General features: G+C 56.2%; 11 protein-coding genes and 1 rRNA gene. 7 read left to right on the top strand and 5 right to left on the bottom strand.

Going from position 1 to position 13,426, the window contains the following annotated elements; translation table 11 throughout:
* A complete protein-coding gene (locus U1140_RS00060; protein ID WP_369845340.1) occupies positions 1 to 1,506 on the bottom strand; it encodes an NCS2 family permease in 1,506 nt (501 codons plus the stop codon).
* 116 nt (positions 1,507 to 1,622) lie between these two features.
* Between U1140_RS00060 and U1140_RS00055 the strand changes: the two genes are divergently transcribed.
* Complete coding sequence (locus tag U1140_RS00055; RefSeq protein WP_369845338.1) at positions 1,623 to 2,456, top strand: glutaminyl-peptide cyclotransferase; 834 nt, start codon at positions 1,623 to 1,625, stop codon at positions 2,454 to 2,456.
* Between the two features lie 53 nt (positions 2,457 to 2,509).
* Positions 2,510 to 3,028 carry a DUF2771 domain-containing protein gene (locus tag U1140_RS00050; protein WP_369845337.1) on the top strand — a complete coding sequence of 173 codons (519 nt, stop codon included), beginning with the start codon at positions 2,510 to 2,512 and terminating at the stop codon, positions 3,026 to 3,028.
* Between the two features lie 33 nt (positions 3,029 to 3,061).
* Here U1140_RS00050 and U1140_RS00045 read toward each other — a convergent pair whose 3' ends face one another.
* On the bottom strand, positions 3,062 to 3,445 hold the full coding sequence (locus tag U1140_RS00045; protein WP_369845335.1) for a cold-shock protein: 384 nt from the start codon (positions 3,443 to 3,445) through the stop codon (positions 3,062 to 3,064).
* A gap of 476 nt (positions 3,446 to 3,921) precedes the next feature.
* Here U1140_RS00045 and U1140_RS00040 point away from each other — a divergent pair, with 476 nt between their 5' ends.
* A complete protein-coding gene (locus U1140_RS00040) occupies positions 3,922 to 4,587 on the top strand; it encodes a transglycosylase family protein (protein WP_369845333.1) in 666 nt (221 codons plus the stop codon).
* Positions 4,588 to 4,675: 88 nt separating this feature from the next.
* Here the strand turns inward: U1140_RS00040 and U1140_RS00035 are convergent, their stop codons facing one another.
* The gene (locus U1140_RS00035) at positions 4,676 to 4,858 is read right to left on the bottom strand and encodes a hypothetical protein (protein ID WP_018121166.1); all 183 of its coding nucleotides are present in this window, start codon (positions 4,856 to 4,858) and stop codon (positions 4,676 to 4,678) included.
* An 80-nt stretch (positions 4,859 to 4,938) separates the two neighbouring features.
* Here U1140_RS00035 and U1140_RS00030 point away from each other — a divergent pair, with 80 nt between their 5' ends.
* The 4 genes from U1140_RS00030 (at position 4,939) to U1140_RS00015 (ending at position 12,114) form a co-directional block, all read left to right on the top strand.
* Positions 4,939 to 7,458, top strand: coding sequence for a helicase-associated domain-containing protein (locus tag U1140_RS00030; RefSeq protein ID WP_369845331.1), 2,520 nt, complete (start codon positions 4,939 to 4,941; stop codon positions 7,456 to 7,458).
* Between the two features lie 300 nt (positions 7,459 to 7,758).
* Positions 7,759 to 9,429 (top strand): DNA repair helicase XPB, encoded by a 1,671-nt coding sequence (locus tag U1140_RS00025; RefSeq protein ID WP_369845329.1) that lies wholly within the window; start codon positions 7,759 to 7,761, stop codon positions 9,427 to 9,429.
* Between the two features lie 81 nt (positions 9,430 to 9,510).
* On the top strand, positions 9,511 to 10,161 hold the full coding sequence (locus U1140_RS00020) for a DUF3239 domain-containing protein (RefSeq protein ID WP_369845647.1): 651 nt from the start codon (positions 9,511 to 9,513) through the stop codon (positions 10,159 to 10,161).
* 147 nt (positions 10,162 to 10,308) lie between these two features.
* The gene (locus tag U1140_RS00015; RefSeq protein WP_369845327.1) at positions 10,309 to 12,114 is read left to right on the top strand and encodes a purple acid phosphatase family protein; all 1,806 of its coding nucleotides are present in this window, start codon (positions 10,309 to 10,311) and stop codon (positions 12,112 to 12,114) included.
* A gap of 72 nt (positions 12,115 to 12,186) precedes the next feature.
* Here the strand turns inward: U1140_RS00015 and U1140_RS00010 are convergent, their stop codons facing one another.
* Both U1140_RS00010 and rrf read right to left on the bottom strand, forming a co-directional pair.
* Positions 12,187 to 12,975, bottom strand: coding sequence for a sulfite exporter TauE/SafE family protein (locus U1140_RS00010; RefSeq protein ID WP_369845646.1), 789 nt, complete (start codon positions 12,973 to 12,975; stop codon positions 12,187 to 12,189).
* Positions 12,976 to 13,324: 349 nt separating this feature from the next.
* Positions 13,325 to 13,426 (bottom strand): 5S ribosomal RNA (rrf, locus tag U1140_RS00005); the annotation flags it as partial.

The raw sequence follows: 13,426 nt of genomic DNA, 5'->3' as shown, positions 1-13,426 counted from the left end.
CTAGCCCACGACCGCACGCAGCGGTTCAATGGCAAAGAAGACAACGAACAGTGCGGTCAGCAACCACATGATCCAGTGGATCTTCTGTCCTTTGCCGGCGAACAAGCTCATCGCGGTGAAGGCAATCACGCCCACCCCGATGCCATTGACGATCGAGTATGTAAAAGGCATCACCAGGATGGTCAAAAATGACGGCAACGCGATGTGGAATTTATCCCATTCGATGTCTTTGACCTGCCCCATCATCAACACGCCGACGACGACCAAGACGGGCGCAGCTGCTTCCATCGGAACGATCTCATACAGCGGAGTCAAAAACATCGCGGCCAAAAACAGCAGTCCGGTAACAACATTTGCCAGACCAGTGCGGGCACCATCAGCGACACCAGCGGCGGAATCGGCATAGACCGTGTTGGACGACGACGAAGTTGCACCACCAAGTACGGCACCGAAGCCTTCAACTACCAGGGCTTTTTTCAGGTTGGGAAGGTTGCCGTTGTCGTCGACAAGCTTGCCCTGCTTACCCAATGCGGTCATCGTGCCCATGGCATCGAAGAAGTTCGCTAGCACCAGCGCAAACACCAACAGCGTGGCTGCCAAAGCACCGACCTCAGTGAAAGCACCAAAGATGTCAATGGCGCCGACCAAAGACAGGTCAGGCAATCCACCCAAAGAGTCAGGCACCGACGGTACTGCCAGGTTCCAGCCCGTCGGATGAGCCTCACCATCAGCATCAACGGACGGTCCGGCTTCCACGACAGCTTCGACGATGACGGCAATGATGGTGGTAGCCACGATGCCGATGAACAGGCCACCACGAATCCCGCGGACCATCATGAAACCACAGATCAACAAACCGAGTACGAACACGAGCGTTGGCCAGCTGGCGATCGAACCATCGATGCCGAGTTGCACTGGAACGGTAGTGCCAGCGGCATCCGGGATGCGGCGCACGAAGCCTGCATCGACCATGCCGATCATGGTGATGAACAAACCGATACCGACGCCGATTGCGGATTTCATGGCCGCTGGGATTGCGTGGAAAACGGCCTCACGGAAACCGGTGACCGCCAAAATGACGATGATGATTCCGTCGATGACCACCAAGCCCATGGCTTGTGCCCAGGTCAGGCCCTCCCCCATCACCAGGGTGACGGCAACCAGGGTGTTGATGCCTAAACCGGCGGCGAATCCGAAGGGGTATTTCGCGATGACACCGAACAAGATGGTCATGATGCCCGCCGCCAACGCGGTCACGGCCGCAACCTGCGGGATTCCGAGAACGGTGCCTTCCACATCCTCTGTGGTTCCCAAGATCAATGGGTTGAGGATGATGATATAAGCCATCGCGAAGAAGGTGACGACACCCGCGCGAATTTCGGATGGGATCGTGGAGCCACGCTCGCTGATGTGGAAATAGCGGTCTAGGAAACCGCGTTCAGTCTGTGCGTTTACTGTATTGAGTCCGGCAGTAGATTCTTCTGCCTGTGAAGACGGTCTTGTCATGCACCCCATTATGAACCACATACGGCACAATTAAATGCATGGGTCCCCTGACTATATTCACAGCTTCGCACCGTCGTTTTCGCAGCAGCGCCACCGCGCTGGGCTTAACTGCACTAATGCTGCTGACTTCCTGCAGCAGTGCCGATGAAACCGCGCAGACTGCTGGAAAGACACGTGCGGGCACACAGACTGCTGGCCCGTCCGAAACAACGACGCATACCGGCAGCGACGCACCGATTGAACGACTCGTGCCACGAGTGATTGCCACCCACCCGTTTTCTACGGATTCGTTCACCCAGGGCCTCGAATTCGACGACGATGGCTCCTTGCTGGTCGCCACCGGACAATGGGGGGAATCCCGTATCTACCGGGCAGACCTTGCTACCCACCGGGTCTCTACACAGCACAAGCTTGCCGACGAGTTTTTCGGCGAAGGTATCACCCGCAGCGGCGCTAGTATCTGGCATCTGACCTGGCAATCTGGTGAAGCATTCCAGCGGGACGCCGACACCCTGGAAGAGATCGGGCGGGCTCATTACGACGGCGAGGGCTGGGGGATTTGCGCCCGCGATGGCGAGTTATTGGTCTCGGATGGCACGGCGGTCGTCGACAAGCGTGACCCGGAAACCTTCGAACTACTCGATGGCGCAGAACTAGTGGTTACAGCCGGTGGCGCCGCCGTCGACAAGATTAATGAATTGGAATGCATCGGTGATGAGGTTTATGCCAACCGGTTTATGTCTGATGAGATCATCCGGTTTTCGGCGTTGACCGGCGAGGTGAATGCGATCATCGATGCCTCGGCACTAGAGAATAACGCCGAATCCGATCCTGATCATGTGCTCAACGGCATTGCCTTCGATCAGCGCAGCGGGCATTTCTTTCTCACTGGAAAACGTTGGCCGGATTTGTACGAGGTGGAGTTTGTGCCGGCGCCTGGCGCTCCATAGCTCTCGGCTAGGCGAGTTCGGCGCGGCCCCCGGCGAAAAGTAAGCTGGGAGCTATGGCTACCCGTAAAGAAGCTAAGCGAAAATCGCTGATTCAGATTTTGGTGCTGATCGTCGCCGTCGCGGTGGTTGCGGTCGCCGCCTTGGTGTTCCAAAACTGGTGGACGTCTCGCCCCGGGCCAGAGCCGGACAATATTACTTTGCACGCCAGCGTCGGTGATCGGGAGATTGAGGTTAGCCCGTATTTAGTGTGCGAATTGGGTGAGGAATGCCCCGAAGCAGAAGTCAATGAGTTGCTTGTCGACGCCGACGAAACCTTGCACATTGATATTCCGAAAGAAATCTACAGCACACAGTGGCGGGTACTACAGATTTACGACGACCCGGCCGCCAACGACGAAGTGCTGCACGGCGCCTACGACACCGATTCTGTCGAAATTGACGGGTCGGCTGGCGATGCCCGTCTGCTGGTCGTGGAGATCTCTACGGTGTTGATAGGCACCGATGATGACGGCGAGGAGTCTCCGTATTCAGTCGTGTGGTCGATCTCCACGATGAAAGACGAGCAGAACTAGCTCCCCGCCCCGGCCGAGCAGCCGGGTACGGAATTAGCTATCAAGGTCTTTCGCGATTGCGCGCAGAATCTCCGAAACGTGGCGCCCGGTCTTGCGGTCTGGGTAGCGACCATTTTCTAAGGCTGGCTGCACTTGGTTTTCCAACACCGTCATGACATCAGACACCAGGGAATGCAGCTCTTCCGGCTTGCGGGCGATTCCGGCTTTACGGCGCGGGTTATCGAGCACTTTAACGCGCAGCGCTTGCGGCCCACGTCGGCCAGCAGCGAAATCGAATTCGATGCGCTGGCCTGGTAATAGCTCGTCGACGCCTTTGGGCAATACATTCTTGCCGACGAATACGTCTGCATCTCCCGGGTTGGAGGCGAAACCAAATCCCTTGTTAGCGTCGTACCACTTCACTTTTCCAATCGGCACGATCGTCACCACCTTCGATATTCTTGCTCATTGTTATTTCTCATTGGTTATTGCTTATTGTCTGCTGCTCGACACTGCGTAAAGGCTCCATTATATCGGGCAATTATTTTCTGCACCAACTACACTGCGACGTGATTTTTCCCGCATCGCGCGCGGCAAAAACACCCCAAAATCAGCCGATGAGCAAGCACCTGAGATTTTATGTGTTTCAGTTCACAATTAACCCTGAACTGCGATTTTGCGGATTTTTCATTCACATTCACCACATCATTCACGAATTTGTATCCAATTTTGCGCCAAAGCGTGACACATTCGTTATAAATCGCTAGTGTTTCTAGACAGGCACACGGTCAGCTTCGCGCACCTGCACCAAACAAGTCCGCACGACGAACCCGAGCAGGGCGCGATCATGGCCATTACGATTTGTGCAGCAATCGTCACACACGGGTTCTGTATGCGGCACGAGGAGAAATCCAATGGGACGCCACAGCAACGTGAAGAGCAAGCGCATCACCAAACTTGCAGCAGCCACCGCCGCCGTTGGCGCTTCTGCTGCACTATTCAGCCCAGCTGCTGACGCTGCCCCGATCTCCGACTGGGAGCGCTTGGCGCAGTGTGAATCAAATGGCGACTGGTCCATAAACACCGGAAACGGCTTCCACGGTGGTCTGCAGTTCACTAACTCCACCTGGCACGCATTCGGCGGCGGACAGTTCGCGCCGAATGCACACCAGGCAACCAAGTCGCAGCAGATCTGGGTTGCAGAACGCACTTTGGCCGGACAAGGCTGGGGCGCATGGCCTGCCTGCTCCGCAAAACTGGGCCTCAACTCGGCTCCTAACCTGGACCGTTCCCCTAACGGCGGCGCCGCACCAGCTCCTGCCCCAGCACCGGCTCAATACGCCGGTCAGCGTGAAGCCGCTGCCCCAGCAGAAAACAATGCATTCCAGCCGGTAGAGGATCTGTACCAGCGCATCGAATCCACCCTGGCTGAGCACGGCCTGGCTGTTCCTGCTCCGATTACACAGGCTTACCAACACGCCCTGGCACAGGCCAAGGGGGCCGTTGCTGGCGCCCCCAGCGTTGAGGCCTTCTACCAGGCCAACGCTGGCGCCATCGACGCCATCTTGAACCTGCGCTAAACCGCAGCTGGGTCTCAATCCAGCACGAAAAACCTCCAGCCCCTGAGTTTTCCTCGGGACTGGAGGTTTTTACTATCGTCAGTACGCGTTATTTATTAATGCGTGTGTACGGGTGCACGTAGTTCAGTTTTTCGGCGGGAATTGGCAGAACCAAATCATCACCGAATGGGCTCGATGCGCCGGTCAATTTCGAATGCAGCTCAGTGACCGGGTGATCACCGTCTTCCAGGTGAGTCGGCCATGCGGGGTTGAATTTTTCTACGTTTGCCATAAACCTTATTCTGCCAAAAAATTCTGCAAATAGTAAGCGGAACCACCGCAAAATTCAGCAGCGTAAAATCTGGCAGTACTATGGCTGATCATCCAATTATGCAAGCACCTGCACAGCACCTCGCACAGTGGCTACTCTCACGCACAAATCAGCAGCTCACGGAGATTTTGCAGGCGCGTGACGACGCCGGGATTCCGGAACCACGCGATATGCACACACTCGCGCACCGACTACTTCTCCCAGCCTCACTCGCCCGCGCACTAGAACAGCGCAATGCTGCAGAACTCGCAGTACTTGAAGCCTTGCTTACTGCCGGTGCGCACACGCAGCCAGTCAGCCATGACCAACTCCTTGCCGCCGTGCGTGGCACGCAACTAGATAAAACGCATGTCGATAGCGCCAACAACACCGTCAGCGCCACCAGCAGCGACAGCGCCGCCAGCGCCAGCACAAGCAGTAGTGACACCAACTCAGTGCTTTCGCACACCCTGCACCATTTGCACTCCACAGCCCTCGTGCTGAGTTATCCGACAGACGATGCGCAGGCGGTGTCCTACTGGGTCCCGGCACGGATTCACAGCTTGCTGTCCCACCGTGATCGCCTTTTACACCAGCGCTCGGTCAGCCCGGATACCATCGCTGCCCTTCCCGAAAAACACCAGGAAATTTTGCGTCGGATTCACGCTGGCGGTGGACTCGGGACCACGAAGCATGCCGATAATGCAGATCCGGACCATCCAATCTCGCAGATGATTGCCTCGGGGGTGCTCTACCGCGTTGCGGATGCGACGGTTGCTCTACCGGTCGCCGTTGCCCGTATTCTCAGCGGCGTTCCTGCCACCGATGTGCAGCTACTGCCCTCGGCCCGCATTGCCCCAGCACTGTGGGATGACATCACCACCGTGTTGACCGGCTACGGCACTGACGAAGCACCCCAGACTAGCGGCTCCAACCGCACGATTGCCACGAACCAAGCAGGAACCGCAGCAGGTCTAGAAGCCTGTCGCGAAATTTCTGGCCTGCTGGATTGTCTTGGCGAACAGCCAGTCTCGCTGTTAAAAAACGGTGGCCTCGGGCAACGCAGCACCAAGCAATTATCCCAACGGCTCGGTATCTCGCCCCACGACGTTGAGCGCACGGTCGCTATCGCACACGCAGCAGGGCTCGTCGGCACCGGGGAGCCGAAACCATTGCCTGCCGACGGCGAAGGCAACTACCTTGCACCGACCCGGCACGCAGATGACTGGCACGATGCAGATCTGGCGACTCGGTGGTCGACCGTATTGCGCGGATGGCTCGATTCGCCGTGGCCATGGTGGCAAGTGTCTTCCGGCACTGAGGCGCAGCAACGTCTTCTGCACCCAGAATTTTCTGCGCACCGACTGCTTGCGTTCCGCCGTCTCGCACTACACACTTTTGCTCGCAGCAGCGCCGAAACCCCGACGTCGGAACTGGAATTTTGGCAAGATGTGCTGTTTTTACACCCGAAGCAGATCACCCCTGCTAGCCAACCTTTGCTCACTCCCTTGCTGCGCGAGGCCGAATGGGTCGGAGCGATCAACGATGGGGTTCTCACTGCCCCTGCGGTGGCGGTGCTTCTCGACGACGCCACCGCACAATCTGGGCAGCGGCCCGAGGCTGTATTAGATCCAGCGAGTTCCGTGGATCCCGTCACCGCCGCAGCACAGCAGCTGTGTCCAGCACCCGTGAGTGAATTTATCGTGCAAGCAGACTTCACGATCATGTGCCCCGGACCATTAGAGCCAGCAGTACGTACCGAGCTAGAGCTGTGTGCGAACATGGAATCACCAGGCTTGGCTAGCTTGTATCGCCTAGAAGAATCATCAGTGCGCCGGAGCCTGGATGCGGGTCGATCAGGTGAACAAATCGTGGAATTTTTGCGCAACCATAGTCTGACCCCGATGCCCGATGGCATGATCTCCGTCATCCGTGATCTAGCCCGCCATCATGGTGGATTACGCGGCGGACCGGCCGTGTCGTATCTGCGTTGCGAGGATCCTGCCACTCTAGATGTGCTCGAACATTCTGCGGTGGCTGCAGAATTGTCCATTCACCGGATCGCTCCCACGGTGGTGATATCGCAACGAACCGTGGCATTCGTCGTCAAGGCGTTGGCCCAGCATGGTTTTTATGCCGTCGCCGAAGACAGCAATGGGCATGGCGTCGATATTCGTCATACTCCGGCGCGGGTACCACTGCCCCGCGCCAAAGCGGCATCTGCGCCGCGGTTACATCGCACTCGGATTACTGCTATCGTCGACAAGCTCACTGCCGGTGCCCCCGAAGTGCATACGGATACCAGCCCGGCGGAGATCAGCAACGTCATCGAGCTTGCCCAGCGCAGCCGACGCACGGTGGTGTTGGGCTATGCCACGAAGAGTGGTCAGCGTAAACAGGTTCGTGCACAGGTGTTGTCAATTTTCGGCGGGAATGTGGATATCCGCGTGCGCGACACCGGCTCCGGGGATGGCCTGAGCGATGGCGGCGACGGTGACGCGCCGGATACTCATGCAGGCAGTGGTGAACAGGTACGACGGATTCCGCTGCACCGCATCATCGATATCACACAGGACGATTAATTACGCCACCAAGATAGAAACATTCTGGTGCCCGCATTCTGTACACCCCTTGGCTGGGTCGGCAAAACCGATGTGGTGGCAGCGCTGGCACTCAACAACAGCATCAAAAACTCCTGGCACGGATTTCTCCTCCCGAACGGCAGAAAACGTAGTTCTTAAGCAGTTCTGCTTTGTACACCTGTCTTTTTGCGGTTGTGTTAACGACCGTACACGGAGACAGCGCACCAGCGCCAAGCACCCGTCTAGCAGCGTCAAGCGAGTACCATGGGCACGACTGTCTGTGTGAGAAAGGAGCAATCCGTGCCCTTAGGCGATGGTCCGTTGATCGTGCAATCAGATAAGACCTGTTTGCTCGAAATCGCCCACCCACAAGCCGATGCAGCGCGTGTTGCGCTCTCCCCGTTCGCGGAGCTCGAAAAAGCCCCCGAGCACGTGCATACTTACCGCATCACGCCGCTCGCGCTCTGGAACGCACGCGCGGCCGGCTTCGATGCCGAGCAAGTCGTCGATGTTCTCGAAACCTACTCCAAGTTCCCCGTGCCGCAATCGCTGCTCGTCGATACTGCAGAAACCATGTCGCGCTACGGGCGCCTGCGCCTGCACAATCACCCGACGCAGGGGTTGATCTTAGAATCTGCCGAGCGCGCGGTGCTCGAAGAAGTCTCCCGCCACCGCGTGATTGCAGGCATGCTGGGCACACGTATCGACGAGTCCACCTTTTCCGTGCCTCCATCCGAGCGTGGCCGACTCAAACAAGAGCTTCTGAAACTCGGGTGGCCCGTCGAGGATTTGGCTGGCTACGTCGACGGCGAAGCACACCCTATTTCTTTGTCGACGGCCAACGTCGACTGGCAGTTGCGCGACTACCAGCGTTATGCCACCGAATCGTTTTGGCAAGGCGGCTCAGGTGTGGTCGTCCTGCCGTGCGGGGCGGGCAAGACAATGGTGGGCGCAGCGGCGATGGCGAAAGCCCAAGCCACCACCTTGATCTTGGTGACCAGCACAATCGCTGGCCGGCAATGGCGCGATGAACTGATACGCCGCACCAGCCTCGAAGCACACGAAATCGGTGAGTATTCCGGGGAGAAAAAAGAAATCAAGCCAGTCACCATTGCGACCTACCAAGTGGTAACCCGCAAAACCCAGGGCGAATACCGCGCACTCGAACTGTTTGATTCCCGCGATTGGGGGCTCATCATCTATGACGAGGTACACCTGCTTCCCGCTCCGGTGTTCCGCATGGCAGCTGATTTACAGTCGCGACGTCGCTTGGGGTTGACCGCAACGCTGATCCGTGAAGATGGCCGCGAAGGCGACGTCTTTTCCCTCATCGGCCCGAAGCGTTACGACGCACCGTGGAAAGAGCTGGAAACCCAAGGTTTTATCGCTACCGCAGAATGCATCGAAGTGCGCGCAGACATGCCGACCGCCGAGAAAATGGAATACGCTACCGCGGCGCCAAAGGATCGCTATCGCTTGGCTGCCTGCTCTTCGGTGAAGTTTTCGGTCGTCGACAAGATTTTGGACAAGCATCGTGGCAAGCAAACCTTGTTGATCGGCGCCTATATTGACCAGCTCAAAGCCTTAGCAAAACGCTGTGATGCCCCGCTGATCGATGGTCGTACTTCAGCGGCAAAGCGCGAGCGCTTATTCGCGAAATTCCGTGCCGGGGAGATCACCACGTTGGTGGTTTCCAAAGTGGCAAACTTTTCGATCGATCTACCGGATACTGCCGTGGTGGTGCAGCTTTCTGGCACTTTCGGCTCCCGGCAAGAAGAAGCGCAGCGGCTCGGTCGCCTGCTGCGTCCGAAATCGACCGGCGAAGTGGCCTATTTCTACACAGTGGTTACCCGCGATACGGTGGACGCGACATTCGCCCTGCACCGACAGCGCTTTCTCGCCGAACAGGGCTACGGCTACCGCCTGGTCGATGCCGCCGATATTCCATCATTAGAGCTTATCGACGAATAACTGCGCAGCTACGCAGCACACCCGAGCACCAAAAACAGACTAGAACAGACTAAGGAACTGGCTAAGGAACAGATCATGGCAATGAAAGTATTCAAGTTCGACGTCGATGAGGCATTTGCGAAACAACACAATGAGATGTTGCGCGATTCACGGCGGCTGATGGTCTCTGGTCTTCTGTTCGGCGGCATTTTGTTGGCGGTCGGAATTTTGATTGGCGTGTTCGTTGAGCCGGTGTGGAGCATCACCGTCGGCATCGGTTTAGCGTTATTCGGTATCTTGATGGCCATCGTGGGTGTCGCCGGTTCGAAGAAAGTCGGTACGGCCCAGCAGCTCTATGATCGCTACCCGCTCGCACCGGCCATCGTCGCCAAGGTCAATGAGCGGGACATGGTGGTGATGGCTTTGGTCAATGCAGCGATTGATCCGCAGGCGCAGCCGCAGCCTGCTCTCGCGCTGCGTACCGTGACGAATATTCCTGGTCTTGAGCACAAAAAAGTTGGTGCGCAGGTTCCGGTTGCCGCGGTATCTGGTCGTCTGCAACGTAATGCTTCAGGACCAGACACGTGGGGACAGATTAGCCCCATGCCAATTGCCTGGGGCACGCCAGATGCAGAGGTTGTGCGCATCGCGCGGACTTCGATCCCCCACGACCAGTGGACAAAGCTGCAGAAAAACCTGGATCGTTTAGAAGAAGTGCAAAACACAAGGCTCGACCTGCTGCTTTTGGATTAAAGCCAGGATTTCGCAGGCATTTGCGAGTTCATCCGCAGGTTAACAAGAGTTCACACAGAAATCAGTGTGACGTAACCCGCAAGTTATCCCACCACGGCACACTGTGTGTTGCCACATTGAGAAATCGAGAAGGGACACAATTTCGTGGTGGAACTTACACGGACGAACCATTCATTGATTGCGGCGGCCAGCTGCACGCTGTTGCTGGCCGGATGTTCCGCACCTGCCGAAGACAGTGCTGCTGATTCTTCCGCTGCTGATTCAACCGCCACTGCCGAAGCCATGACCGCCGAGATTGGTTCGCAGACGGTGCAGCTGACCGAGCACAAGCCTGCGGTCGCTCCGGTTGCAGAAAATAATGAGCCCAACCGCATTGCGATGAATTTGCCGGAAGATCCTTCGACGGAGATGTCGTTCAACTGGTACACCACCGACGAGATCGAAGACTCGGTGGTTCGTGTTTCCAAGGATGCAAGCATGGCGGAGCCTGTCGAATTCCCCGCAGAAACCCAGGAAGCCACCAGTGAGTACGCCGAGCGCGATGCCGACGGTTTTTATATTTACGCTGACGTCACTACTGACGACGATGGCGATTTTCTTCTCGACGATGAAGGCAAGCCGGAAGAAATTCGCGGATATTTCACTGATGAGCAATTAGACCGCAGCAACAAGGAATGGACCGGTGGAGGGTCCAAGCTGGGCTATCTCGAGCTGCACAACGTTACTGAATACACCAATAAGGCCACGGCCACCGGCTTAGAACCAGGGACGGAGTACTTCTTCGAAGTCGGATCAGAAACAGAAGGCTTTTCTGACGTCGGTAGCTTCCGCACCTCTGCTGCTGATGCAGAGGAGTTTAGCTTTATTCATTACACCGATACCCAAAACGCCTACTGGAATGCGAATGTGAACAACGAAGCCGAGTACGGTGCTAACACTCTCGAGCTAGCCCGTGAAACCGCACCAGAGGCGTTGTTTGCGTTGCATACCGGAGATTTCGTGGAAACCGCGAGCGTGGAAGACGAGTGGGTCGATAATCTGGATTTCGCCCGCGAATCCAACCTGCACCTTCCGCACGCGTATACCCCGGGTAATCACGATGAATACAACTTGATTTACCACGATGACAAGGACCTGACGGCATTTAACGAACACACCAACGTGCCGGTCACCAACGAGGCTGTCACTGGTGGTTCATATTATTCGTTTGACCATTCTGGTGCGCATTTCGTTGTGTTGAACACCAACGACAACAAAGAATCTGCAGACAACCCGGAGCAGGGCGCGATCGGACGCGAACAGATGGAATGGGCAAAGCAAGATATTGCCGAAGCTCGTGAGAATGGCGCGAACTGGGTGGTTCTGGCCTACCATAAGCCGGTATATTCCGCGTCCTATCACGCCTTACAGGATGAAGATGTGCAGGTAACTCGTGAGGAGTTCGTGCAGCTTGCCGACGAATTGGGCGTCGACATCGTGATGCAGGGGCATGACCACAACCTCACCCGCACCAAATCGTTGGTCTATACACCGGACAACTTTGCATACGGTGAAGTCGAAGACACCGAAAAGAAAATAATCGACGGCGTCGAATACCACGTGAACCCAGAAGGCGTCACCTATGTCATCCCGAATAACTCCGGTACGAAGGCTTACGACGCGATTTACCAAAAGGGTGCAGAGCACGTCGCAAACGTACGCCCCAAGCTAGATTGGATGACCACAGACGATACCGACTACTGGAATAGTCTTTATGACGTAGCAGAACAGCCGGATGACTCGACAGAATTCGAAGACTCGCACACGAACTATCGGCAATCGCTGAAACAAAGCTTCGCGGTGTATACCGTCAGCGAGAATACCTTCAAGATTGATTTCTACCAGGTCGAAGGCGATCTCGATGGTGAACGCACCGTGAAATTGCGCGACTCATATGGCATCGCTAAAGAATAAATAGCTCGTCAACAAAGTCTCCAGGCGGCTTGGATCGTCGTTGCTCAACACTGCGCGCCGTAGCGCCCGGCATTACACGAACTGGCGAATGAGGGCAGCGAGGGCCACCACGACGATGATTCCTTTCAGCACCCGGTTGGAAAGTTTCTTCGCGATGCCGGCGCCGATAACTCCACCAAGTACACCGCCAAGCGCGAGGACTGCTACTCCGATCCACAGAACTTCCGAGCCGAAAAAAATAAAGGCGACCACATAGACCAGGGCAGCCGTGACGTTGACGATCATCGAAAGGAAGTTTTTCGCAGGATTAACGTCCTTAAATGAGCGGCCGGTACCGACGCCGAGGATCGCCATGTAGAGGATGCCTTGGGCGGCAGTGAAGAATCCCCCGTACATGGCTGCCAGACTCATCGGGGCGATCAAACCTGGTTTTCGATATGGCTCACCGACAACACTGTATAGTTCGGCATTTGGTTCGGCTGGTACTTGAGTCGTCTGCGTTTCCTTTTGCCAGCGAGACGCATACGAGACAATGCGTTGTTGGAAGATCACCAGTAACAACGCAAAGATAATCAAAATTGGGATAACAAAGTCGAGCGCCTGTGTGGAGGCACCGAGCAATAATATGGAGCCTAAGGCCGAAAACACAATCGTGGCGAGCGTCATTGGGACGAGGAATGAAATCTCTCGGCGTATCTCTCGGCGGAAGCCATAGACCGTACCGAAAGAAGCGAACATCATGCCGATAGTGTTGGTTCGTACTGCGACTCCAGGAGGAATGCCTAGTGCTAGGAGTACTGGGAGTGTGAGCAGAGAACCAGAGCCGACTGCGGAGTTAATAATGCCAGCGAGTATACCCATGATGAACAATAAAACTCCGGATATGGGTTCCACGGCGCCTCCATGCGGGAATAAATGATCAATAACCGGTTTGAGGTTACCGCATGCATGGTGTTCTGGCTAACTATTTGAACCAACTGTCACGGAGTGACGAGCACAAAGCGGCTATAAAAAGAGTATAGATAAACCGGATAATCACACGTAGACGCATAAAATAACCGCGTGGTCGTTTGCTACGCAGGTCTTGTGTTCGGCATAAAGCCTGACGATAGCCGCGCACACCCCCAAGAGACACGAAAAAGAGGGTGAACCCGAACAAACCGTGCACACGGCCTTAACGGGTCCACCCTCAAAACATGAAATTATTAAGTGTCGGCAGCAACCTACTCTCCCACACCCTCCCGAGTGCAGTACCATCAGCGCGACGCAGGCTTAGCTTCCGGGTTCGGAATGGGACCGGGCGTTTCCCTGC

The organism is Corynebacterium drakensteinense, assembly GCF_041224285.1.
Taxonomy (GTDB): domain Bacteria; phylum Actinomycetota; class Actinomycetes; order Mycobacteriales; family Mycobacteriaceae; genus Corynebacterium.
Note: the sequence above shows the minus strand (reverse complement) of the source record. Positions and strands in the feature narration are given on the sequence as shown.

Coding starts and splice junctions, on each gene's coding strand:
- U1140_RS00030 (WP_369845331.1), top strand. CDS start 4,939: ATGGCTGATCATCCAATTATGCAAGCACCTGCACAGCACCTCGCACAG.
- U1140_RS00060 (WP_369845340.1), bottom strand. CDS start 1,506: ATGACAAGACCGTCTTCACAGGCAGAAGAATCTACTGCCGGACTCAAT.
- U1140_RS00010 (WP_369845646.1), bottom strand. CDS start 12,975: ATGGGTATACTCGCTGGCATTATTAACTCCGCAGTCGGCTCTGGTTCT.
- U1140_RS00050 (WP_369845337.1), top strand. CDS start 2,510: ATGGCTACCCGTAAAGAAGCTAAGCGAAAATCGCTGATTCAGATTTTG.
- U1140_RS00020 (WP_369845647.1), top strand. CDS start 9,511: ATGAAAGTATTCAAGTTCGACGTCGATGAGGCATTTGCGAAACAACAC.
- U1140_RS00035 (WP_018121166.1), bottom strand. CDS start 4,858: ATGGCAAACGTAGAAAAATTCAACCCCGCATGGCCGACTCACCTGGAA.
- U1140_RS00055 (WP_369845338.1), top strand. CDS start 1,623: ATGCTGCTGACTTCCTGCAGCAGTGCCGATGAAACCGCGCAGACTGCT.
- U1140_RS00040 (WP_369845333.1), top strand. CDS start 3,922: ATGGGACGCCACAGCAACGTGAAGAGCAAGCGCATCACCAAACTTGCA.